Here is a 25,840-nt window from a genome sequence, read left to right on the forward strand (position 1 = left end):
AAAAAGCATGCACCATGGGTATATCTGCCGTGCAACTTACGGCTACAAAACTGGCTTTACGCCTGCTCTAAATAACAATGCCTCTCATTTTTTTTCGACAACAGTTTTACAACATTATCAAGAAAATATCCAAAACTAATTCTAGACTTTTTATAGACAATCTTCCTGCTTAAACTTGCAGTTCAAGGTACTCTAGCATCAAGGAGGCAACATTTGCCACCAGCCCGGCGGAGAGCATGGTTTCGTGTGTTCCTTCTGTCCAGCGCAAGGCTATGTTATCCTTGCTCAAAAACCGGTTCCACCCCTGATAGTCGTCGTTCAGCAGTATTTGCGGATTATTGGCAAAATCCAGCGCCCGCACCAGCAGTACCTTGCAATTCGAGGGGGTTGGCCGCTCGTATCGGGCTGCGGCAAGCGCGTTGCCCCGGTATGTCAGCAGCAGATTATCCATCTGCACCGCACTGAAACCTGCGGGCAAAAGCCCGCTTTTTTCGCCGCATTCCACAAGATAGGCAAGTTGTTGCTCGCGCGGCATGGTGCGCAGCTTTTGAGGATCAAAGGCAAGGCCTTCCTGCAATATTGTCTGCAACAGTTCAATATCGTCCTTCAATGCCATCTGCTTTGCGCGGGTATTGTCTGCCACTGAATCAAGAATTATCACAGGGCCAAGGCTGTGCCCCCGTGCCGCATGGAGACAGGCTGTTTCGTAGGCAAGCAGCCCGCCAAAGCTCCAGCCGCCAAAAATAATATTCTGGTTTTCAACCTTGAGTATTTCACCCAGATAATATTCCGCCAGGGTTTCGACGGTGTGCAGCTCTGTGGTGAGGGACGTGCGCTTCTCGCTAAAGCCCGCAGCTTCAACCGCGTACACCGTGTACTTGTGGGCAAGCTGCTGCGCAAGATCACTGTAACAGAACACGCTGCCACCAATGGGATGGAACAGAAAAAGGTTTTTGCCGCCGGGGCAGTGGCAAAGCCTGATAACCGGGCTTTCGCGCTTTTCGGTTTTGCCAGCCAGCAGCTCGGCCAGCTGGGCAATGCTTGCGTGGGTGAGCAGCTCGTTGACCGCCACATGCACGTTCATTTCCTTTTCAATCATGGCAATAAGCCTGATGGAAAGAATGCTGTGGCCTCCAAGGCTAAAAAAACCCGCCTCTGCGTCTGTCACGTCTTTGCCCAGCAGGCGCTTCCATATCTCGGCCAGTTTTTCTTCCACCGGCCCGGCAGGCTTGCGGCCTCCCCTGCTCTCCACGCTGCCAAGGGGCGAAGGCAGCGCTTTTTTATCTATCTTGCGGTTGATGGAAAAAGGCAGTTCCACCATGGGAACAAAATATTCGGGAACGCAATAGGGCGGCAAATGCCGCTCCAGATAGCTGCGCAAAACAGCTGTGTCCACCTGCCCCACCACATAGGCGGCAAGGCTTTTATCGGCCCCGGAACGATAACTATCGGCCACCACGGCCACCTGCCGCACACCGGGAAATTCCGCCACGGCCTTTTCCACCTCGCCAAGTTCAACCCGGTTGCCGCGAATTTTTACCTGCTGATCTTCGCGCCCCCGGTAGTAAACCAGGCCATTCTGCACAAAACCCTTGTCGCCCGTGCGGTAATAGCGCTGGCCGTCTTTTTCTATAAAGGCGCCAGGGGCTGCGTTGTTCAGGTATCCGCGCGACACACCCTCGCCAGAGATCCATAATTCGCCGGTTACGGAGTCGGGCAATGCGCAGCCATCCCTGTCCACCACATGGATACGCACGCCTTGCAGCGCCCTGCCGATGGGATAGGCGGTAAAATCCAGATAATTGCCCAGATCAATACGAAAGGCGCTGCTGTCCACCGTACACTCTGTTGGGCCGTACACGTTATACAGCACAACTCCCTCATTGCCGGGGATGGCGTAAAACTTGCGTATAACATCGGGGCGCAGCACCTCGCCAGCCAGCAGCAGGGCCTTGAGCGGCAGGGGCTGATGCTGCTCTGCCAGCCAGTCGGTGAGCACGTTGAAAAAAGCGGGGGTCATGTCGCACAGATCAAGCCCTTGCTCGCGTGCGCAGGCACAGAAAAGCGAAGGATTTTTGCGCTCCTCGTCCGAAAGCACATAAAGACTGTTGCCGCAAAAAATGGAAACAGCCAGCTGCTGCACCGAGGCATCAAAGGCAAGAGGGGCCACAAGGCCCACGCGTGCGCAGCCTGCCGCATAGGGCCGCAGGGCGCGCAAAATGTGCATGAGATTGCAGTGCTCTACCACCACGCCCTTGGGAACCCCGGTAGAACCGCTGGTGTACACGATATAGGCGGCCTGCGCCGGTTCGCAGACTGGCAGAGGCTGCCCGCCCACCAAAGGCAGATGCTGCACTCCAAAACGTGTGCAGGGCAACTGCTCGCCGCTGCCCCCACGACGGATGACCACATCGTACCGAAATGCCTGCTCGCCCTGCTGTCCGCTGCCCAGCCCAAGCACGCAGGGGGTGATCTTTACCTCCACAGGCACGGGGCACTGTGCCGCCCATTCCGCAAAAAAGCGGCGCGGCACAAAAAGCTCGTCTGAAGAATCGTGCCGCAGCAGCCCGCTCTGGTTGCCACTGGCGAGGGCATGGGCCTGCAAGGCAGAGCGCAGCTCGTCCTGCCTGTCCAGATCGCGCACCGCACCCACAAACAGCGTACCCTGAGCCGTCAAAACATCCACTGCCTGATTCAGCACTCTGCGCAGATAGTTGTAACCGGGAAAATTCTCCGCCACCCCGTTCAGCACAACAACGTCAAATGTCTGCCCTTCCAGAAGACGTATGTCGGCTGCCTCCATGCGCCGGGCTGTTACCACTGCGGGCACATCAAGACACGAAACCCGGCTCAGCTCGTTGCGGGCCAGGTCTATGGCCACATATTCACTGGCAGCACCGGCAAGGGCACGGGCAACAGCACCAGATCCACTGCCCACATCCAGCACCTTGCGGCCCGCGTTGCCGGGCAGGCCGTGCGCGAGGCCACACTTTTCAAGCACGGCAGCCGCCATGCGCGCCAGCTCGGCCTCCGGGCAGGGGCTTGCGTCAAAATCGCTTTTCCAGCCCATGTCGCTGCCCGCGTCTGCCACCTGCTCCCAGTATTCGGTGCTCACAAGGCCAGAACCTTTTTCTGCCGCATCCTCGTAATGTTGCGCATCAAGGCAGAGCACGTGCCGGATGCCGGGGTTTCTGTAATGAAAATATTCGGCATCACGCAGACAGGCGCTGTCGGCGATGATCAGGCTTGCGGGCCGCAGCATGGCCTCTTTGCGCGCCTGCGGATGCTCACGCTCAACCGGCAGATACACGGCCCCGGCACGCATGATGCCAAGAGCGGCGGCCAGATACATGGCTCCGCGCGCGCACAGCACCCCCACCACGGCTTCGCGGCCATAGCCGCGCGCCAGAATGAAACGCGCTATGCGCTCCGAAAAAACGTCCAGCTCACCAAAACGCAGGGCGCTTGTCCCTCCGGCGAGGGCAGGAGCATCGGGCTTGTTCGCCACAATGCTGCGAAACAGTTCCTCAAGGGTTGCGCACTGACCCCCTGCAAAATCCCGCGCATGCTCCACCATGCCGTCAGCGGCAGCTTGTGGTTCGCAGATGGCCGTGGTCGGGCTTTCCTTGTCGGGCACTCGCAACGCAAAATCAGCTAACTTCATCATGCCATCCCTTCAATGATGCCTTCAAGAAAGCGCCCGTAATATTCCAGCCAGTCTGCGGCTGTTTCAGCAGAAAGCTGCCGTGGATCAAACACAAACCGCAACAGGTAGTCTTCACCCTGCTCACGCACCGAGCACAGCAGGCCGTAGCCCCCCGCCTCTGCACCGCCCTGCCCTGCGGGGCTGTCTGCCACGGGTGAAACAAATTCAAAGCCCGTGTGCAGGCCGGTTTGCCACGGCTGATCCAGGTCATCAGCATGCCCAGTCGGGGTTCCGTGGGTTGCAGCCAGCTCGGCCTCTGTATGCGCCAGCAGATCATCAAAATCCATATTGTCGTCCAGCACAAAGGGCATCGCCCGCTCTGCACCAAGGCCCACCCATACCCGCTCCTGCTGGCTAACCCGGCCCATCAGCACCGCAAACACAGCCAGCAGCACCGCTGCCGGGCGTATACGCTTTTGCGCCGCAAGAGCGGTAACCGCCTGACGCAACCCCGCCGGGGTCACGGCCTCGCAGCTGGCAGAACTGGCGGCGCAGGCCGCGTATTGCGCTACCGGCAGGGGCGAGGGTGCAAAGCGCAGTGGCTCATCTGCCGGGCTGGTGGTCATGAGCTCAAGAATACGCACATAGTCACCGGCCATGCGCTGCACGTCGGCCTCGCTGAACAGGTCTGCGTAATATTCAAGGGCAAGGCCAATGGCCGCCCCAGTATCGCTGACAAAGATGGAAAGATCCGTCTTGCTGGCGCGCTTGCTGAACCGCAGTGTTTCAAACAGGCCCTGGCCCTGGGCGGCAAACTCAAAGTTCATGTACGAAAGTATCACTTCCGAAAGAGGCGATCTGTCGGGCCAGGTAGTCTGACGCAGATCGGCCAGCAGGCTGTTGAGAATGTAGCCCTTGTGCCGCATGCCCTCGTTGCTGACCTGACGTGTGGCCCGCAGCTGGGCGGCAAGCGGCAGTTCTGGATCAATACTGAAGCGCAGGGGCAGCACAGAGGCGAGCATGCCCACCGTATTGAGGTGCTCGCCGCGCGCGTCCACAGAAACGGCAATCACCAGATCCTGCGAACCTGTATAGGCATGGGCCAAAAGGCTCCATGCGCAGAGCGAAACCTGATAGTTTGTAAGCCCGGCCTTGCGTGCCAGTGCCTTGATGCCCTGCACCAGCTCTGGCGCAAGCACAAATTCATACATGCCGCCCCTGCCCGTACTTACCCTTGGGCGCGGGTGCGATGCTGGCAGATTGAGCTGCGGCAGTTCGCCGCTGTAGATGCGCTGCCAGTAAGCCGCAGCAACGGCATCGGGCCGGGTAACCTGCTGCCAGGCAATGTCCTTCATCTGGGCCGAAACTGGCTCAAGCGACTGGCCGTGGTACAGGCGGTACAGCTCTGTATTGAGCAACGACATGCTTCTGCCGTCGCCCAGGGCGTGGTGTACATCTATGAACAGCACCTTTTCGCCAGCATCGGTTTCAAGCAGAATGGCGCGGAAGCCCCCCTCGTTGCGCAGATCGAAAGGCCTGATGACATCGTCCTTCGACTCAAGGTCGGCAATGTGCCTTTGCTCCAGCGTAAATCCTGCAAACGGATGGACAATCATGGACGGACGCTCTGCCTCAAAGTCGCAGAAGGTCGTGCGCAGGGCCTCGTGCCGCTCCACCAGCTGCGCCAGCGCCCACTGAAGCCGGGCCGTGTCCACATCGTGCGGCATCACAAGAAATACCGGCAGGTTAAATCCCAGATCGCCCTCGCTGACCATATCGGCGTACAGAATGGCGAGCTGCTCGTTACCCACGGGATATTTGTCGAGCTGGGGCGTTGCCTGCGCTGCCTTTTGCCTCTGCGCGGCATCCACCGATACCGATGCCGAAGAGGGTGACGCCGCAGGGGCGGGTGCAGGCTGATGACCGGGCTGGTGCGAGGCTTGCTGCAAGGCAAGCGCACGGTCAACGATATCGCCCAGAGTGTCGCTTTCGAGCAGATCGGCCACGTTCAGGCTGAGCCCGGTGTCCTTTTCCAGCCGGTTGACGATGCGCGTGGCGGCAATGGAATCGCCGCCCAGATCAAAAAAGTCGTCGTCTCTGCTGAGCGGGCGGTCATAGCCAAGGCAGTCACGTATAACCTCAAGCAGTACAGCCTGATCGGCCTTGTCAGAGGCCCCAGCCTGTTGCGGCGCTGCCGGTGCAGATTCTGCCCCCGCAGCGGCTTCCGGCTTGGCATGACCAGCGGCAAGGGCGCAGTCAACAATATCGCCAAGGGTGTTGCTTTCCAGCAGATCCACCACATTCAGCGTGATGCCCGCGTCTTTTTCCAGCCGGTTGACGATGCGTGTGGCGGCAATGGAGTCGCCCCCCAGATCAAAAAAGTCGTCCTCTCTGGTAAGCGGGCGGTCATAACCAAGACAATCACGCATGATTTCAAGCAGATGATGCTCGTCTACCGGCACTACGACAGGTGCGCTGGCTGGCTGGCCCGACGCGGCAGGGGCAGTACCCCGCTCGGTTTGCAGACCTTGGGAAGCTTTGTCCGGCAGTCCATTAAGGCTGAAGGCTGCCGCATTTTCGCCGCTCATGCCCACAACCACGGTATCCTTGCCGCTGCCAAGGGCGGCAAGCAGCACTTCAAGGGCCTGCTGGGGCGCAAGCATGCCTGCGGCCTCCGGCCCTGTGCCCAGCCCCTCGCGGGCAGCCATGCCCACGCCCGACCAGGTGTTCCAGCAGATGGAAAGGGCTGGCAGGCCAAGGCCTGTGCGGTATCGGGCAAAGGCGTTCAAAAAGGCGTTGGCCGCCGTATAGTCGCTCTGCCCCGGCGCACCCACCAGAGCCGTGCGCGACGAAGCCAGCACAAAGAAGGCAAGGTTGTCGCCAAGAGTGGCCCGGTGCAGATTCCAGGTTCCCGCCACCTTGGGGGCCAGCACGGCCTCGTAATCCTGCCTGCGACTGGTGAGCAGATACCCCCTGCCCGCTACGCCCGCCGTATGGATGACACCCTGCACGGGGCCGACCTCGCTCCGAATTCTGGCAAAGGTGGCCTCTACCTGTGCGGTGTCTGTAATGTCACAGCGGTAGGCATCAAAAGGTACGCCGGGCAGCATGCCGGGCATGGCCTGACCGCTGCGGTGCAGCAGCACCACGCGCGCGCCGCAGTGCTCGTAAATCTGCCGTGCAAGGGTTAGGCCCATGCCGCCAAGACCGCCGGTAATCACCACGCAGCCCTTGTCGCCAGCAATGGACGCGGCAGCGGGCGCAACGGGCAGACCGGCAAGCTGGCGAACCCGCACCGAGCCATCGGCAGCCACCACATACGGCCCGTCAACGCAGCCAAGGCTGGCTGCCAGAGCCGCCGCACTGGCCGCCGGTTCAAGCTCCACATAGGCGCAGGAAATCCTGGGTTCTTCCCACGGCAGGCAAAGCAGCGGGCCCTGATGCAAGGCCGCGCCCAGCGCACCCTGCACATGCCCCGGCACAAATGCTCCCCCGCCCACCACCGTAACCCGCAAGCGATGGCGCAAACCGCCCCGGCAGATTTCCTGCAACAGGGCGCAAAGCGGCCACGCGGCATCCTGCCCGCCAGCCTGCGTATCAGGCAGGCAGAGCAGATGGTCAATGTCGGCGTCCAGAACTTCATTGGCAAGGGCGCGGGTGTTGTCTGCCTCCACAGGCCAGATACCCCGCGCGACAATCTGCGGGCCAAGAGCCTGCTTCAGGCCTGCCGCAAGCTCACCGCCCTGCCCGCCAAGCAGCAGAATCTTTTCCGTTTTCGAAGGCTGGGCCTCCACGGCGGCATTTTTCCAGTCAATGCCGTACAGTTCCGGCCTTGGCGGTTGCGCACTGGCCGCACCCTGACGCAGAACCATGAACACCATGCCCCTGAGCTCCACAAGCGCCCTGCCAGAGGCGTCAGCCACCGTGCAATCTGCCGTGATCATGCCCTGCTGCCGCTCGGTAACGCGCACCAGCGCCCAGGCCTGCGCGGTCAGGGGGCTGTGCAGCCGCACCTCCTTGCAACCCGCCGGCACAAAACCGGGGGCATGGCGCAGGGCGAGGCTGGCGGCAATGTCCATCATGGCCGGATGCCAGCGGAAGGTATTGAAATCCCCACGGTAGACATCGGGCAGACGCAGCTCGGCCAGCAGGGTATTGCCGTCCGGGGCAACCCAAAGACGCTTGCGGCACTGCCAGCGCTCGCTGACGCGGAGCCGCAGCTCGGTTTGCCGCGCCTGGGGCTGGTCAGGGTCTTCTGCTTCCAGCTCCTCAGCTTCTGTCAGGTCATTACAGAGCGCCGCCAGATCGAGCTGCGCCGGAGCCAGGGCAAGTGAGCCCACACGGGCGCTGGCCGCCACGCTCCACAATTCTTCACTGCCGCCCTGGGGCTGGCTTGTGTGTACCTCCACACTCAGGGTATCGCCCTGCTGCCGGGTCATGAGCACCACGCGGCAACCGGGGCCACAGAGCACGGGCTTGCGCCAGCGCAGATCGGCAATGGCAAGCGGAGCCGCGCCCCCGACCCAGCCAAGGCAATCCAGCAGGCCCATGCCCACCAGCAGGGGCATACCGTCAACCCTGTGTTCTGCCGCAGGCCAGAAATCCGGCCTGTCCACAGCCAGGGCAAAGGCCTTGCCACTCGGCGTTATCACCGGTTCAGAGAGAAATTTTGCGGCAAAACGGGGCCACAGCGACGCTCTGGCAAGAGGCGTAGCTGGCAGATGCAGCCTGAAGACGGGCCTTTCTGCGGGCCACACGAGGTTCGCTCCGGCAAGGTAGGCGCTGGCAGCGGCCTGCGCCTCGGCCTGCGAGACAAAAAATGCACCGACAACGTCTTCTGCCACGCTGGCCCTGCTCACGGTTGCGGGGGCCAGCATCGGGGAATCCAGACCCGCATCAAGCTGTTCCAGCAGTTCGTGCCGGGTGCGGGCCACCACGGCGGCACGCACGGGCAGCGCATCGCGCCCGGTCATGAGCGTGGCGGCAATGGCGTGCAGGGGCCAGTCTTCGTTGCGGGCAACCGCCGCAGCCACCGCCTTGGCGTAATCCTGCAAGGATGCTTCATCCGGGGCGCTGAACACCACGCACTGCCAGCTGCCGTCGTCCTGCGGCAGGGGCTCTGCCCTGTGCTCGGCAACGATAACATGGGTGTTTACGCCGCTGAGGCCAAAAGAGCTTACCCCGCCGTACCAGGGCCGCTGCTGCGGGGGCAAGGCCTCAAGCCGCTGCGCCACACGCACGGGCGCGGCCTCAAAATCAATATGCGGATTGGGGCGCTCAAAATGCGGCTGCGGCGGTACGAGGCCTTTTTCCAGACACAGCACGGCCTTGGCAAGGCCCGCAGCACCGGCGGCGGCATCCAGATGCCCCAGATTGCCCTTGACCGAGCCGATGAGCGCCTTTTGCTGCCGCGCATTTTCCTGTCCAGCCCCCTGACGGGCAAAGGCCCGGCGCAGGCCTTCAATTTCCACAGGGTCGCCCAGCACGGTGGCCGTGCCGTGGGCCTCAAAAAACTGTATGTCGGCCAGCGACACGCCCGCATTCCGCGCAGCGCGGTCAATGACCTCGGCCTGCGCCTCGGGGTTGGGCGCTGCCATGCTGGAGGATTTACCGTCCTGATTGACCGCGCTGCCGGGAATGATTGCGTGGATGGCATCGTGGTCGCGCAGGGCGGCATCGAGCGGCTTGAGCAGAAATACCGCCGCGCCCTCACCCGCACCCACGCCCTCTGCGCCAGCGTCAAAGGTTCTGGTACGGCCAGAGGCCGATTCTATGGCAAAGGCCTCATCGGCCTTTACGGGCAGATCAATCACATGCGCACCGCCCACAAGGGCCACGGCGCACTCGCCCCCATGCAGGCTGCGGCAGGCCTGATGCAAGGCCGCCAGCACAGACGAGCAGGCCGTGTCAACACTGGCCGCAGGACCGTGCCAGTTTTTCATGTAGCTCAGGCGGGCCAGCACGTTTGAGGGCACATTGAGCAGATAGGTCTGCTCTGCCAGATCGGGAAAGGCCCGCGTTACGGCAGTCTGGAACAGGCGCACCGGGCTTGCCCCCACAAAAACGCCCACATCGGCGTTTTCAAGGGCGCTGCCCCCGTAACCCGCGTCGTCCAGAGCCCGCAGGGCTGTTTCAAGAAACACGCGCTGCGCGGGATCAAGCAGGCTGGCATCGTTGGGCGAAAGGCCGAATCTGCGAAAATCAAAGCATGAAATGTCCGAAAGATAGGCGGCTTCGCGCAGCCTGGCCTCGTCAAAGGCAAGCCCCACGGCATCAAATATCTGCCGCGTTTCACTGCGCCTTTTTTTGGGCATGGGCACGTTCATGTCCACGCCGTCGGCCAGATCACGCCAGAAGCTCTCTGTATCCGCGTAATCGCCCAGCCGCACGGCCATGCCGATGATGGCTATGGGCGCAGTGGTTGCGCGGCAGGATTCAACCGCAACGCCAGCATGCTGCGACCGCGCGATAAAGGCGGCCTGGGCCCGGATGGTGCTTTCTGAAAAAAGCCCGGCCAGCGTGAAGATTCCCGGCCACTGCTTGTCGAGCAGAGTATGCAGGCGCACCAGCAACAGCGAATTGCCACCAGCGTCAAAGAATCCTGTATCCGGGCCAGCTTCCACCTCTGGCATAACCTGATGCCACACCTGGCGCACGGCCTCGATCTGCGCAAGATAATTGCCGGATTGAGGGCCAGATTCCGGGCCGGATTCCTGGCCAGACGGCATGCCCGACGGCAGAACACCCAGACTCTGCGCACCGGGGGCAGCGTTTGTTTCGCCACCCGGCAAGAGCGGCTGGCCCTGCAAACGCTTGCGGTCTGCCTTGCCAGAGGGGCTCAGGGGGATATCCTTAACCACAAAAAACCGCGAGGGACACATGTAGTTGGGCAACAGGGCCGCAAGCTGCACGCGGAGACCAGCCAGATCAAGCCGTGTGCCGCCCTGCGGCAGCAAAAATGCCTCAAGCGCAGCGTATTCGCCAAGGCGTCCCATACGCACCACGGCCTGCGATACGCCCCGGCAGCACCCAAGCGCCGCCTCGACCTCGCCAAGCTCGATACGGTAGCCGCGAATTTTTACCTGATCATCGTTGCGCCCAAGGTATTCAATGCTGCCATCTGCCAGCCAGCGGCCAAGATCACCCGTGCGGTACATGCGGCTGCCGGGTGCAAAGGGGTCGTCCATAAAACGCTGGGCTGTCAGATCGGGTCTGTTCAGATAGCCTCTGGCAACCTGTATGCCCGAAATATAGATCTCGCCGATTACGCCCAGCGGCACAGGCTGCTTGCGGGCATCCAGCACATGCAGCCGGGTATTGCTGACCGGGCGGCCAATGGGCACGGCGTGGGGCGGTGTTTGCAGGCAGGGCTGCCACGAAACGTCCACGGTCGCCTCGGTGGGGCCGTAGAGGTTATGCAGCTCAACTTGCAACGATGCGGCCTGCGTCAGACCATTCCACCGCGCCACCAGTTCGCGGGGCAGCGCCTCGCCGCTGGTGAACACATAGCGCAACGTGCGCAGCCTGCGCGCATCACCGGGGTGGGCCTCCAGATGATCCAGAAAAGCCCGCAGCATGGAGGGCACAAAATGCAGCACCGTAACGCGGCGGGCTTCAATGGCCTCCACAATTCGGGCAGGATTATTCTCCGCATGCGGTTCCAGCAGGGCCATGCCCGCGCCCTGCCACGACCACCAGAACAGTTCCCATACCGAAACGTCAAAGGTAATGGTGGTTTTTTGCAGAACCACATCGCCCTGCCCGATGGGAAAGCGCGACTGCATCCACAACAGACGGTTGGCAACGCTGGCGTGTTCGATAAGCACGCCCTTGGGCCGCCCGGTGGAGCCGGAAGTAAAGATCACGTAGGCCGGAGAATCCGGCGGCAACTGTGCTGCCTCGCAGACAGAATCTGCCCCCGACATCTGCGCGCCAGAGGCCAGGGCCTCAAAATCGGGCGTGAGAATGCGCTGGCCGCACTGCCCATTCTGGCAGAATGCTTCTGCAAAGCGATCCTCGCAGAGCACCGCGCACCGCCCCAGATCTTCAAACACAGACTGCATGCGCTCGGCGGGCAGGTTGGCGGCAAGCGGCACATACACGGCCCCAAGGCGCAACAGGGCAAAAATGCAGGCCATCATTGCGGGCGAGCGCTCAAAACACACGCACACATACTGACCGCGTTCCACACCCTGCCCGCGCAGCCATGCGCACACGGCATCTACCTGGGCATTGAACTGCGCGTAGGAAACAGCCGTGCCTGCGGCGTCCAGCACTGCCGGGGCATGGGGAGTACGGGCAGCCTGGGCGCGAAAGCGGCTGTCCATATCGGCGGTGGTATCCAGCGGTTCTGCCGTATCGTTAAAGGCGGCGAGTTCGGCTCGCTCCCGCGCTGGCAAAACATCCAGTTCTGTCAGCGGTTTTGTGTCGTCTGCCAGCACGGCATCCGCAAGGGTCAGCAGGCGCTCGGCCATGCGGCTCACTGTCTGCGGGCTGAACAGCTCGGTGCAGTATTCCACATCCACCGTATAGCCGCCGTCTGCCCGCTCCTTGAAGTAAAAACTCAGGTCAAACTTGCTGCTCTGGTGCGGCAGGGGCAGCGGCTCCATACACAGGGGCGCACGGCCAAAATCGCTCCAGCTTGCGTCTTCCAGGGCGACAAACACGTCAAACACGGGATTGCGCGAGGCATTTCTCTCGACACCAACGGCTTCGATAATCCTCTCAAGGGGACAGTTTTGCGCGGACAAGGACTTTCTGAACGCGGCATCCACCGTGCCTGCCAGTTCGGCAAAACCGCCCTGCGCGTTCATGCGTGCCCGCACCACAATGGTATTCACAAACAGTCCCACAACGCCCTGAATCTGCTCGTGTTCCCTGTTTGCGGCGGGGCAGCCCACAATAACGTCGTCCTGCCCGGTGTGACGCAGCAAAAAGGCATCGACCAGCGCCAGCAACACGGGATAAACCGTTACCCCCGCATGCCGCGCCCAGGTTTTGAGGGCAAGGCTGCGCTCGATCCCCAGATCAAAGGCCAGCACAGCGCCCTCAAAGCGCTGCACGGCAGGCCGGGGAAAATCAAGCGGCAGGCGCAAGGGTTCTGGCAGCGGCACAAGCTCGCTGCACACCTGCTCCAACACTTCTGGCTCACGCTGCGAATCCCACAGGGCGTAACTGGCAAAATCCAGCTCCAGCGGCAGCCACTGCGGGGCCACGCCTTGCAGCGCTGCGGCATAGGCCTCGTTGAGCTCGCGGGTAAAAATCTCTGCCGACCAGCCGTCAAAAATAATGTGGTGGAAGCAGAACAGCAGCACATGACTGCCGTCCTGATGCGGATACAGGGCCACGCGGGCCAGCGGCCTTTCGGCCCCCAGCGGCATGGTCATGCCCAGATAGACCGCCTCGTCATAGGGCGTGTCGTAGCATTCCAGCCGCAAACCGCCCACCGGGGCAAGGGTTTGTTCCGGCGTATCGAGCGCCACGCGCAGGCGCAGGGCATCGTGGCGTTCTTCCAGCAGTGCAAGGGCCTTTTGCAGGGCCACGGCGTCTACTGGGCCCCGCAGCCTCGCGGCAAAAGGAATCACATAGACTTGCCCCTCACCATGCAGCTTTTGCATAAACCAGATGCGCTGCTGCGCGGGCGACAGGGGGTAGGCTGCCAGCCCCGGCACATGCGGAATAACCGTCTCAGGCCTGACCAGACCGGCAATGCGGGCCGCAAGGGTGCGCGGGCTGGGGTAGCCCATGACATCATCAATGCCCACCGCCACAGAGAGCCGCTTGCTCAGGTGCGAGAGCAGACTCATGGCTATGAGACTGTGACCGCCAAGCTGAAAGAAATCCGCATCCACAGAATCCACAGCGCAACCAAGCACGGCAGCATAGGCAGAGCGCACGGTTTCCGCCAGGGCCTCCTGGTCTATCTCCTCCGGGGTCAGGGCCTGCGGGGCCGAGGTCTTGTCGAGCGTATCTGCCGCCCCGGCCTGCTCTGCCAGAGCATTTTCCGCACTTGCTATCGAATTGCTGACCACCGCTTCCAGCGCAAGGCATGTACCCCCGTTTCCAGAAGCTGCTGCCACTAGCACCTCCTGAAGCGCGCCTCGCAGGGCAAGCGCCCTTTCTTCGGGCAAGCGCTCGGGATCATACAAAAAGCGAAAACGCAGGCTGGCACCGGGAATAACCGAAATACCCAGGGCGTAAGACAGCTTTTCAAAGCCGCGCATGTCACACAGCTCAACACGGCCGTGGTCAAAACGCGTATCAACAGGATAGTTTTCAAAGACCATCAGATGGTCGAGCAAATTTCTGCCCATTGCCGCCAGAGGCACATAGCCATAGCGCATCTGTTGCAGGCTTTGCTCTTTCACCCGGGCCAGAAGCGCACCAAGATCATCGTTTGCTGACCAGCGCGCCCGCAGCGGCAGGGTCTGGATGAACAGGCCCACGGCGGATTCGATACCCGCGATCTCTGCCGGACGCCCGGACGTGACCACGCCAAAAACCACATCCCTGCTGCCCTGATTGACGCCCCCAAGCACAATGGCCCACAAGGCCTGCACCAAGGCAGAAAGCGTTACGGATTCGGCCTTGGCCAGCTCCTGCAAGCCGGCGCTCTGGCTTTCATTCAGTGCCAGTTCCAGGGTTTTGGGTTCGGAAAACTCTGTTTCCGCCGTGCTTGCAGCGCTGGCCTGGGTCTGGGCCACGCCAGTGAGCCCGCCAAAATCCTGCAACAACTGCGCCCAGTAGGCCCGAGCGGCCCTTTCATCAAACTGCGCGCGCCAGCAGCTGTAAACTTCAAGGGGGAAGGGTTCGGGCAGGGCAAGGCTGGCAGAAGAGGCTTCGCCCCCGGCCAGGGTAAAAAGTTCGCGCAAGAGTATTCCCATGCACCAGCCGTCCATAAGCAGATGGTGGAAGCACCAGCTCATGACCACACGGTCTGCACCCCGGCGGAAAAACCGCGCCCGCAGCAGGGGGCCACGCTGCACGTCAAAGGCGCGTTGCCGCTCTGCGCGCAGCAGGGCCTGGGCTTCGGCCTCGGCCTCCGCCTCCGGCAAATGGGAAAAATCGTGAAATTCAAGGCTGGTGCGGCTTTTACACAGCACTACCCGGTAGAATTCGCCATCCACCGGCATGGGGAAAAGTGAGCGCAGGCTTTCGTGCCGCGCCACAAGCGCTTCCCACGCACGCATGAGCGCAAAAATATCCACCGGGCCGCGAAAATGAAATTCCACCTGCTGGGTGTATACCCCTGAATGCGCAAGCATTGACTGATACAGCAACGGCGCATGTCCCGCATTGGGCTGCGCAATGTGCTCGACCTCTTCGGCATGGCAGCCGCAGGCGGCAAAAATGGCATCAAGGGTTTGCTGCGGCAGATAGGCGGGCAGGGTTTTCAGGGCGGCAAGCCAGCTCTGGAGCAAGTCTTCAACCCATGCTTGCGGCAGACATGCGGGGCTGAACCACGCCCCAAGGTGCAGTATGCCCTGCTGGTCAAAATAGACCGAAAGTTCCAGAGGCGCTTCGGCCTCCATGTCGGCATGCACAAGCTCCGGGATAAGCCCCGGCGCCAGAGCCGACAGCACCAGATCGGCCTCTTCGTCGGGCTGGCCCGTCATCCGCCCCAGATAGTTGAAGGCAATCTGGCCCGCATAGTCGAACAGTTCGGGCTCATTCTGCCTCAAGTAGCCGTAGGCATTGCAGTTTTCTGGAGAAAAATACTGCGCCAGCCATGGCCCCACGGTCTCGCGGGCCTGAATGCAGGTTACGGCGGGTTCAAGCGGCATGGGGCAGACTGCCGTAAACCAGCCAAGGCTACGGCTCGCGTCAAAGCCCGGCAAAAGCTCGTCGCGCCCGTGGCTTTCAAGCGTTACGCGCACGGCGGCCTGCTGCCCCTGGGCGTGCAGGGCGCAGGCCAGAGCGGCCAGCAGATCAGACTTGACATCGGGTGAATACTCAAACCGAAAGCCCTCAAGCTGCACGGCCAGACGCTCACGGCTGGCGGCTTGATCCCTGCCCTGCGGCAAAAGCACACGCAAGGGTTCGCAGGGCACGGCGCAGGCAGCCTGCCACAGGGCACGCTGTTGCGCAGACGGAAAAACACCGCCAGCACGCAGACGCTCCAGCTCACGGGCACGCAGGGCAAGGCCGTGCGCTTCGCGCTGGGCAGTGCCGGTGCGGCAGTAATGGAGCAATCCCAGGCGCAGGGTTTCAAGCGACAGTGCGTCCAGCGCAAGGTGATGCCCCACCAGCAGCAGAAGCCGCCTGTCGCCCTGCCGGGCCAGCACGGCCCCAAGGGTTTTGCCGCATGCCGCATCAAGGCCCGCCGCAATCTCTGCCACGGCCTCGCGCAGCAAGGCTGCCTGCTCCACAGTATCTGCGAAATCCCGACAGTACAGGATTATTTTTTGCGGCTCGGCCAGCAGCACTGCATGATCCGGCGCAAAGGCCATACGCAGGGATTCGTGATGCTCCGGCAGGGTTTGCAACCATGCTTCAATGGTCGCTGTTGGCACATCTGCGCGGATTTCCAGCGGCAACATCATGAAGAACTGCTGCCAGTGCTGTGGGTGCGCGCGCAGAAAATGGCTGACAAAGGGCAGCAGAGGCACGCGCTCGCCGGGGGCAACTGGCGTGTAGTCCATGGGCTGCTCTGCCACAGAGTCCTCTGCCCCACTTTCCAGCTGGTCGCAAAGATCGGCAAAACGGGGCTTGCGCAAAAATTCGGGGGCGCTGAGCGAGGTGATGCCGTTGCGCCGCAAGATGCCCGTAATCTGGATTGCCTTGATGGAATCGCCGCCATCGCGGAAAAAGTCGCTTTCTTCCGAAACGACACCGTCACCGCCGGGGTGCAGAATCTCACGCCAGGCATCGGCAAGCACCTGACGGGGATTACGGCGGGCAAGTCCCTCGCAGGCACGGCGCATGCTTTGCGCCAGCTCTTGCAGCAAGCCCTGCGCATTTACCACGCAGCTGGCGTCGTGCTCCAGCACAATGCGCGAGGCAACGCCGGTCACCAGCGTAAAACTTGCCGTAAGTTTGCTTGCCCGCAGCTGAATACCAAGCCTATGTACTTCAAGCCCCGGCGCGGACACGGAATCAAAATGGGCATGGGTTGCCAGAAATTCCGGCACAATGTCTGCCGCGCCATAGCGGCTGTGCTCGATGGCCTGCCGCATCTGGTGGGCGACATCGGCCACGGCGGTGCTGTCTTGCTGCCCTTCAAGGCGCACACGCAGGGGAACGGTGTTGACGTAAAAACCGGCAGCGCAGAATTCATCCTGTGTTTCGCGCAGCCCCATGGGCACACCCAGCAGCAGTTCCTTACGCCCAAAACGGCGGCAAAGTGCGCGGCCCGCCAATGCCACAAAACAGGCCAGCACGCTGGCGCCAGAATTATCAGCCAGAATTTCAAAGCGCCTGGCAGTTTCAGCATCAATATCAATGGAGGTCATGGCCCCTGTGCGGCTGGCAGCTCCGCTGGTCTGATTTACCGGCTCAACCGCAGGCGCAAGCACCGATTTCCAGTAGGCGGCGTCACTGGCGCAGGCGGGCGAACCGGCATAGGCGGCCTGCCTGCGGCAAAAACTGTCCTGTGTTGCCAGCAGGCCGCTCACAAGGGGCTCGCCACGCAGATGGCGCAGGGCGTTTTGCAATAAGATTTCGAGGGTTTCACCGTCGCCAGCCACATGATGTACCAGCACCAGCACTTGCACACATTGGGGCAAGGTGGCCGCCACCAGCCGCACGGGCAGCTCTGCGCGCAGATCAAATGGGGTATGTATCTGTGCGTCAAAAAAGGCGGCGGCTTCTCGCTCGTCGGCAAAGGCCACACTGCGCACATACACCTCGCCCTTGCCGCGCTGAAAATGGGGATTGTCTATGTCGCCAGCCACCGTGCAGCGGAATAGCTCCTGCGCGTTGGCGGCCCGGCGCAGACCTTCGAGAAAATCTGCCGTTTTATCCCCCCGCAGCTCAAGCAGCAGGGGCATATTGTAATCTATGGAGTCTTCATTAACCTGCTGATAGGCCCAGATGCGAAACTGCCCCATGCTGAGGCCAGCGGTTTCCGTGGCCGCAGAGGCAGATTCAATCCTGCCGTTGGCCAGCAGGGCCTCCACATCAAACAGGGTTTCGCAACTCACAAAGCTGCGAAATGAAATATCCACATTAAAGGCTTTGCGAACAGCGTGCAGCAGCGACATTGCGTTGAGGCTGTTGCCGCCCTGATCAAAGTAGCTTTTTGCAGGGTTGTAGGTACGGCCCAGCACACGCTCAAAAATCTCCAAAAGTCCCGCGTCCACCTGCCGCCCGCCGCCGGTATGGGCATCGCCCTGACGGGCAAGCCCCTGCAAGGCCTTGCGGTCAATCTTGCCCGTGGGGGCAACTGGCATGGCCTCAAGCACATGCCAGGCAGAGGGAACCATGTATGGCGGCAAGCTGCCCCGGCTCCACGAAACAACCGCTTCGATGGTCGCGCCCGGCTTGAGCACAAAAAATGCGGCAAGGCTGGCCTGACCGCCCGCATCCTTGACGGCCAGCACGGCAGCCTGGCTGACAGCCTCGCAGCTTTCGAGCAGGCAGGCCACTTCGGCCAGCTCCACACGGTTGCCGCGAATTTTCACCTGGTCGTCTGCCCGGCCCAGCAGCAGAATTTCGCCCTTTGCCGACCACAGGGCCAGATCGCCCGATGCGTAAAACCTGGCACCACCCTCCTGCGGCAGACACACAAAGCGCTGCCCGGTCATTTCAGGCTTGTTGTGGTAGCCAAGGGCCACGCTGTCCCCGCCAATCCACATTTCGCCGGGCATGCCCGCAGGCAGTTCGCGTCCATCGGCATTGCGGATGGAAAGCGTGACATTGGGAATGGGCCGCCCCACGCCAATGGGCTGCGGCTCAAAGGGTGAAACTTCCTTCATGGCTGCGCAAACGCAGGTTTCTGTGGGGCCGTAGGCGTTAAAATAGCGCAATGATTTTGCGTAGTGCAGGGCATCGGCAGCTACAGGGGGCTCGCCTGCGGTAATCAGCACCCGCAAACCAGGAAAGGGCTCGCCCTCAAACAGGTTGAGGTATGATGGCGGCAGGGTTACCACGGTAATATCATTATCAATCATGTACTGGCGCAGGGTCCAGGGCGCGTTGCGGCACTGGTCGCTCACCGGGTACAGGCCTGCCCCTGCCAGCAGGGCCATAAACATCTCTGACAGCGAGGCATCAAAAATGGGCGGCGCAAACTGCAATACGCGGTCGTCTTCCTGCACGCCAAAAAGCTCGATCTGCCCCTGAATCATGTTGGCAAAACCGCCGTGCGGAGCCAGCACGCCCTTGGGCTTGCCCGTGGAGCCAGAAGTATAGATGAGGTAGGCCCCCTCGGCGGGCAGGGGTGCTTGCGGCAGGGGGATCAGAGGCGTTTGCCGGTAGGCGATATCGTCCAGATCAAGGGTGAGGTTTGCCCCGGCATCTTCAACAATGTACGCAAGGCGGTCGGGTGCGGCCTTGGGATCAATGGGCAGATACACAGCGCCCAGCCGTTGTATGCCCAGCACCACCTCTGCAAGGTTGCCCGTGCGGCGGGCCGCCACCGCCACTATGCTGCCCCGCCCAACGCCCTGCCCCATCAGCCATGCTGCACAGCGCAACGAATTCTCGCGCAGTTGCGCGTAGCTGAGGGCATTGCCCCACTCGTCCTTGACTGCGGTGCGCGCAGCAAATTTTTCTGCCGCCGCGTCAAACAGTTCTGGCAGTGAAAGGATATCGTACTTTCTGGCCGGGCCACTGCGCCACTGGGCCAGCTCGCGCTTTTCTTCGTCCAGCAGATAGTCGAGCTGCGGGGGTTCCACGCCTGCGGCCAGCTGGGCAACCACGTTTTCAACCCGCGCCACAAAGCGCTCAACGTCGCGGTCACTCAGGTGATTGCGGCTGTTGCGCACTGTGAGCGAAAAATTGCCTGTGCGCAGCTCCTGCATGACAAGGGTTCCAAAAAGAATAGGTTCCTTGGCGCTGTGGCGCTGCTCGGCCTCCACAATGGGGAATTCTGGTGTGCCGGGGGGCGTATTGGGCAAAAAATTGACAAAGGTATCGGCAAGAAAGGCAAAATTGCGTCCTTCCAGCCTGCGCGCAGCCAGCTGGTAGGGCGTGCGCACATGGCGGTAAAACGAGGCATTTTGCGCGCTGATGGCCTCAAGCAGTCTGGCAAAGGTATCGTGCGCGGCCACATGTATCAGCAGAGGCGGCAGCGACATCATGGCTCCCTGCCTGCGGTAGAGCACCTTGCGCTCGCCATAGGCCACGGGGGCGAGGGCGACAATATCCTTTTCGCCGCTCATGAATGAAACAATCAGCGAATAAATGCCGGTAAAAAACACAGCGGGGCTGACCTTGCGCGCGGCAATGAGCGCCGAGGCCTCGCGCGAGGCCTTTTCAGAAAGCACATACTTTTTGTGACGGCTTTCGCCCAGCACATCGGGGCGGCCCGGCAGGGCGCGCAGCAGCCTTTTTTCCGGCAGGCGGGCGAGGTGGTCTTCCCAAAAGTCCATATCTTTCTGAAAACGCGCCGATTCGCAGTGGGCCAGGTCTTCAAGATAGGCTTCGTCACAGGGCGCAGGCTCGCCCAGATCGGGGATTTCACCGTGCGCAAGAGACGTGTATATATTGGCAATAACACCAATATGAAAAAAGATCGCCAGCCCGTCGAGCACAATGTGCGAGCACTTTATGGCAACAATGCAGGTTGAGGGGCCCGTGAGCACCAGCGCGTAGCGGATGAGGGGATTTTCTACAGGTTCTTCAAAAAACTCGTCGATCATGCGGTCGGCGGCGGCTGCGGGATCAGACTGCGAGGTTGCGTCGAGAACACGAAAATCCGGCTCGTGGGGCTCGCCCACAACAAAGCGGGGCTCTTCCTCATCCTGACACAGGGATGCGGCGGGCAGGGGCGTAAAATGAAGGGTGCTGCGGATAGCCTGACGCAAAAGCTCTGGGTCGAGCATGGCATCAATATGGTAGCAGCCCCTGATGGAAGTCTCGGCATAGTCGGACAATGCCGCCTTAGCAGAGAGCCAAAGTTCTTTTTGACAACCGGTTAAAGGCACAAACTTTGCCATTCCGTCCCCCGCTGCGGCTTTTATTCGATCATCGCGCCATCCCTTGCAAATATCTTACAGTCTGGATATTAGCAAGTTTTACATATACTTTGAACAGTTTTTGCCGTAAATTCCATGGCGGAATACATAGCGGATACCGCGCAAGCAGAGCACATCACCGGCCCAAGTTGCCGGCTGCCCTGTCACGCCCAATTGCAGTACAGCCAAGATCCAATCGCAAACCGGGGCCAGAACAATGCACGCAGAACCTTGCTGGAAATGCCTTGATTGGAAAAAGGAACTTGCCAACAATATTGTCAGTATCGACCAGCTGAAGGAATACGCTTCCTTCAGTGCGGAGGAAGAAGCTGTCCTGCGCGAAGTGGCACAGGTACATCCAATCAATATTCCCCGCTATTATCTTAGCCTTATTGATAAAGACGATCCAGCCGACCCCATCCGCCGCATGTGTTTTCCCGATGCCGAAGAAATGGTGGTGGCCGGTTCCATGGGCGCAACCACTGCCGACCCCTACGGCGACGACAAGCACGACAAGGGCAACGGCATGCTGCACAAGTACGCCTGCACCGCCCTGCTGGTAACCACAGAATGCTGCGCCATGCACTGCCGCCACTGCTTCCGCCGCCGCATAGTGGGGCATTCAAGCCAGCAGACCCTGCGCAACTTTGCCGGGGCCCTGCAATATATTGCCGACCACCCCAAGATCAACAATGTCATTCTTTCTGGCGGCGACCCGCTTACCCTGGCCACCCCAGTACTGCAAAAGATGCTGGCTGGCCTGGCCGAAATCGACCATGTGGATTTTGTACGCATCGGCACGCGCATTCCGGTCACCTACCCGCTGCGCATGTTTGACGATACCCTTATCGATGCCCTGCGTGCCTTTGCAGAGCGCAAGGCTCTGTATATTGCCACCCATTACAACCATGCCCGCGAAATCACCCCCACATCCGCAGAAGCCATAAAAAGGCTGCGCCAGTGCGGGGCCACCATCAATAATCAGGCCGTGCTGCTGCGTGGTGTCAACGACAGTGCCGACGACATTGCAGAGTTGATGAACCGCCTGCTGTCAATTGGCGTAAATCCTTATTATCTTTACCAGTGCATGCCTGTTTCACGGGTACGCCACCATTTTCAGCTGCCGCTCAAACAGGGCATTGCCATTGTGGACAAGGCCAAGGCCCAGCTCAGCGGCTACGGCAAACGCTTCAAGTACATAATCGGCCACGACATAGGCAAACTTGAAATCTGCGGCATCAGTGAAGGCAACATTGTGCTCAAGCAGATGCACGCCCGCATCGGGCACGAGGAACAGGCCTCGCGCATCATCATCCAGAAGCTCGACGACGATGCCGGATGGGTAGACCTGTAGGCTGAACGGCATGCAACACACCGAAGTTACAACACTCTTTTGCATTCCCCATGCGGGCGGAAACGCCTCGTGCTACGGGATGTTTGGCCAGTTTTTTCCCGCCAGCGTAAAGGTTGTGCCCCTTGATCTGCCAGGCAAGGGCCGCCGCTGCCGCGAGCCTCTGCCCACCTGCATGGAGGCCATGAGCCGCGATCTGCTCGAACAGATGCGCCCAACACTCCAAGCCTCGCCCTATGCCATTTTTGGGCACAGCATGGGTGGGCTGCTGGCATTTGCCTGCGCACAGCTGGCGCACGAATCAGCCCTGCCCATGCCCAAGGCGCTGTTCGTTTCTTCGTCGGCCACGCCAGACAAGGTACGCACGGGCATTGACCGCCCGGTGTCGCAGCTGCAACCGGGCGAACTGTGGCAGTATGTCATGCGCATGGGGGGCACGCCTCCGGGCGTGGCGGCTTCTGCCGAGTTGAAGCGCTATATGGAACCCCTGCTGGTCGCGGATTTTTCTGCCGTAGAAAACTGGCAGCCTGCCACATGCCGTCCCCTGCCGGTTCCCATACACGTTTGTGTTGGCCGCGAGGACATTGTCACCGAAGAGGAAGCCAAACTCTGGCAGCAGCTCTCAAGCATGGAGGGCACGGTGCGCAGCTTCAGCGGCGGTCATTTTTACATACAAAACCACTGGCGCGAGCTGGCCGCACACCTTACCCACACCCTTTACCCGGCGGCCTAGACATGCTGGCGCGGCAGTTTTGCCATTGGCCAGTTCCCGTTGCCGAGGCAGGCACAGTGCTGTGTGTGGGCCTGCACCTCGAAGACATGGCCGCCTGGGCCAGCCAGTGCGCGCCCTTTACCACCGGGCAGGAAAGACAAGAGGCCAGCCGTTTTGCGCATATGGCCGACGCAGTGCGGCATCTGACGGGCCGTGCGCTTGCGCGGCGCATGCTGTGGGCCCTTGACGGCCAGAACAGTGTTGCCCCGTTTGCCCGCACCCCATATGGCAAACCCTTTTGCCCCCAGACAACCGCCGATTTTTCCATCAGTCACTCGGCTGAAATGGTTTGGGTGGCCCTGTGCCGCACCGCCAACGTGGGCATTGATGTGGAACAGGTTCATCCCCTGCCTGATGCCGCCGACCTCACAGACCAGCTGCACCCGCAAGAGCGCCACGCCCTGCTGACCCTGCCCGCCGGGGAGCTCGAAACTGCCTTTTTTCGCTGCTGGACCCGCAAGGAGGCAGTACTCAAGGCCTGCGGAACAGGTCTGAACACGCCCCTGAACAGTTTTTGCGTGCACACAGGGCCGCAACAGAACAGCTGGATACTTTCCCTCCCTGCGGCCACAACACGCCTGCCGCAGAACAATGCCCCGGAAACAGTCCCGTGGACAAGCCACGACATTGCCACAACTGCCGCCTACCAGTGCAGTGTGGCAGCCAGCAGCCCGCACCTTGAGGTGCTCGTTCGGGTATTTTGATCAGCCGCAGCCTTGCGAAAATCATGTGGATACACCGGGCTAGCCCGCAAATTCATGTGGACGATACCGCTTTTCCTCTGATATATTCAAACATGCGCGCAAGGCTTTGCGCTTGCGCCATCAGTGCCCTTGCACAGCCCGCAGACCAGGGCCGCAACCAGACTTCGCCAGAACCGCTATGCTGCGGATACACTGCGTCTTAGAGAACGCATCAAAGGTACATTGTTCCATGAGCAGCCGCCCCAGATCGTTCCTCGCCATATTTGCAACAATGCGTAGCGCCAAACTATTGTGCGTCATGACGTTGTGCGCCCTAATGCTGTGCGCAGCCGCGCTGGCTGCTCCTGCCACCCCTCCCGCAACGATTCTGCCCAGGCTGCAAGCTGGCCAGCCCAAGGTTGCCGCCTATTTTGAGGCCGGGCCGTACTGGGAATTCAGCCTGCTGCAAAAAGAAATCATCAAGGCCCTGCAACAGCGTGGTGTTGCCCAGCACATTGTTTTTCCCAGCGAATTCCACATCAGCCCCGGCTGGGATGCCCCAGACAGCGTGTACCGGGCCGAGGCCCGCAAGCTGATGGCAAACCCGGCCATTGATGTGATCATCAGCATGGGCACAGAGGCCACCAAGGCCCTGCTGGCCGAGAACAACGGCAAAACCCCCATCATGAGCGTGGACGTGGCCGACCCCGCAGGAGCGGGCATTGTTGACCCGGCTACGGGCAAGGGAGCCGCAAACCTCACCATTCGCTATACCAAGAACAAATGGTTCAAGGTATTTGCCCTTTTTCACGAGGCGCTGCCCTTTCGCCGCCTCGGCATCATGTACCACGACAGCCCCGAGGGCCTCTCGTACTCCAACGTGCGCGAAGCACGCGAGGTGGCCCGCGAGCGAGGCTTTAGCCTTGTGGAATACCCCTTTCTGGACAAGGCCGAGAGCGTTGATTCATGCGCAAAAGGCGTAAACAGACTGATGCAGGAAGACATAGACGCCTTTTACATCTCTGCGCTCAACTGCTTTGACTGGACACAGGCCAATCCGCAAAAGATATTTGATGTACTGAATAAAAAGAATATCAAGACTTTTGCACGCGATGGCAGTGTACATGTCAGCAAGGGTGCTCTTATGGGTTTGTCTACCCTTGATTACGTGCCGCTGGGTAAATTTTATGCAGACCACATGGCCGCCCAACTGGGGCTGTTGCCGCCCAACGCCCAGCTTGAAGAAGCGGCCTACACCCCAAAAATTGCGCTTAATCTCGTAACCGCGCAACGCATGGGCATGGATCTGCCGCTGGTTCTGCTTATCTCGGCAGACGAACTTTTTGACGCCACACTGGCGGGCGTTGATAAAACGCACGCTTCACAGTAATTTTTTCCCGTAACCCTGAAACCGACACTATCGAGGTTGCACATGATGAAAGATACGTTGGAAAACAAGATTGACGGCGTAGAAGATCAGGCTGCCTGCCAGACCGAAGAAAATACCTGCGAATGCGCCTGCCCTTCTGAAGAAGTTGTGGATGCGATCATTCGCAAGCGCGTGTACGGCGCCATTGGCATTGGCTTTGTGCCTGTGCCGCTCGTTGATTTTCTGGGTCTCACCGCCCTTCAGATCGAGCTGATCCATGCCCTGGCCAAGGCCCACGGCGTGGAATTCAAGAAAGAGCGTGTCAAATCCATAATTTCTTCGCTGTGCGGCGGCCTGCTTACCACCGCCAGCGTGCCCCTGGCAGCCTCGCTGCTCAAAAGCATTCCCGTCATCGGCTTGACAGCTGGTGCCGCCACCATCAGCATCATGGGCGGTTCCACCACCTATGCTCTGGGCTGGGTTTTTGACCGTCATTTCAGAAAGGGCGGCAACCTTATCGACTTTAATGCCGAAGAAGCCAAAACCTACTTCAAGGAAAAAGTTGAAGAAGGCAAAGACCTGGTGGGCAAACTCAAAAAAAAGATGAAGAAGGAAGCCGATGAGGCTCCCGCCGAAGAACCCGCCAAAGAGGCGAAGACCGACGCGGCCTAAAAGCTTTATATAAAGGCAACCATGATCGGTTTCGGGAATCATGCAGAGGGGGCCAGACGGCTGGCCCCCTCTAAAGACATGACAGCCGCAACAAATACCGGTTCATCACGATTGAGCACGGGGGTCATGGCAGATCACCAAGGCTCTGCCCACGCAACGCTGGGTTGCGAGTATTCAAGCCTTTTGCAGAAATTGCTGCCGCCGCACACGGCAGTGTCTATAATTGTGTT

7 protein-coding genes are annotated in these 25,840 nt (G+C 60.5%); 5 read left to right on the forward strand and 2 right to left on the reverse strand.

Features of this window, described 5'->3' with window-relative positions; genetic code table 11:
• Window positions 1–169: 169 nt before the first annotated feature.
• Together ACE3NW_RS07860 and ACE3NW_RS07865 are read right to left on the reverse strand one after the other, a co-directional pair.
• Window positions 170–3,667 (reverse strand): alpha/beta fold hydrolase, encoded by a 3,498-nt coding sequence (locus ACE3NW_RS07860; RefSeq protein ID WP_374282137.1) that lies wholly within the window; start codon window positions 3,665–3,667, stop codon window positions 170–172.
• A complete protein-coding gene (locus ACE3NW_RS07865) occupies window positions 3,664–20,745 on the reverse strand; it encodes an amino acid adenylation domain-containing protein (protein ID WP_374282139.1) in 17,082 nt (5,693 codons plus the stop codon). The genes ACE3NW_RS07860 and ACE3NW_RS07865 overlap by 4 nt, the downstream gene beginning before the upstream one ends.
• A 235-nt stretch (window positions 20,746–20,980) precedes the next feature.
• Here ACE3NW_RS07865 and ACE3NW_RS07870 point away from each other — a divergent pair, with 235 nt between their 5' ends.
• From ACE3NW_RS07870 to ACE3NW_RS07890, 5 genes are all read left to right on the forward strand, one after another.
• Entirely contained in the window at window positions 20,981–22,117 is a 1,137-nt protein-coding gene (locus tag ACE3NW_RS07870) for a KamA family radical SAM protein (RefSeq protein WP_374282141.1), read from the forward strand.
• A gap of 10 nt (window positions 22,118–22,127) precedes the next feature.
• A complete protein-coding gene (locus tag ACE3NW_RS07875) occupies window positions 22,128–22,847 on the forward strand; it encodes a thioesterase II family protein (RefSeq protein ID WP_374282143.1) in 720 nt (239 codons plus the stop codon).
• Between the two features lie 2 nt (window positions 22,848–22,849).
• Window positions 22,850–23,590: a 4'-phosphopantetheinyl transferase superfamily protein gene (locus tag ACE3NW_RS07880; protein WP_374282145.1), complete on the forward strand. Its 741-nt coding sequence runs from the start codon at window positions 22,850–22,852 to the stop codon at window positions 23,588–23,590.
• Window positions 23,591–23,819: 229 nt separating this feature from the next.
• Window positions 23,820–24,959, forward strand: coding sequence for an ABC transporter substrate binding protein (locus tag ACE3NW_RS07885; RefSeq protein ID WP_374282147.1), 1,140 nt, complete (start codon window positions 23,820–23,822; stop codon window positions 24,957–24,959).
• A gap of 45 nt (window positions 24,960–25,004) precedes the next feature.
• Window positions 25,005–25,610 carry a YcjF family protein gene (locus ACE3NW_RS07890; RefSeq protein WP_374282149.1) on the forward strand — a complete coding sequence of 202 codons (606 nt, stop codon included), beginning with the start codon at window positions 25,005–25,007 and terminating at the stop codon, window positions 25,608–25,610.
• Window positions 25,611–25,840: the final 230 nt, after the last annotated feature.

It is taken from the genome of Desulfovibrio sp., assembly GCF_041907885.1.
Lineage (GTDB): Bacteria > Desulfobacterota > Desulfovibrionia > Desulfovibrionales > Desulfovibrionaceae > Desulfovibrio.

Bases quoted from the DNA above. Each gene is read 5' to 3' on its own strand.
- ACE3NW_RS07870 (WP_374282141.1), top strand. From the start codon at position 20,981: ATGCACGCAGAACCTTGCTGGAAATGCCTTGATTGGAAAAAGGAACTT.
- ACE3NW_RS07865 (WP_374282139.1), bottom strand. From the start codon at position 20,745: ATGGCAAAGTTTGTGCCTTTAACCGGTTGTCAAAAAGAACTTTGGCTC.
- ACE3NW_RS07885 (WP_374282147.1), top strand. From the start codon at position 23,820: ATGAGCAGCCGCCCCAGATCGTTCCTCGCCATATTTGCAACAATGCGT.
- ACE3NW_RS07890 (WP_374282149.1), top strand. From the start codon at position 25,005: ATGAAAGATACGTTGGAAAACAAGATTGACGGCGTAGAAGATCAGGCT.
- ACE3NW_RS07880 (WP_374282145.1), top strand. From the start codon at position 22,850: ATGCTGGCGCGGCAGTTTTGCCATTGGCCAGTTCCCGTTGCCGAGGCA.
- ACE3NW_RS07875 (WP_374282143.1), top strand. From the start codon at position 22,128: ATGCAACACACCGAAGTTACAACACTCTTTTGCATTCCCCATGCGGGC.
- ACE3NW_RS07860 (WP_374282137.1), bottom strand. From the start codon at position 3,667: ATGATGAAGTTAGCTGATTTTGCGTTGCGAGTGCCCGACAAGGAAAGC.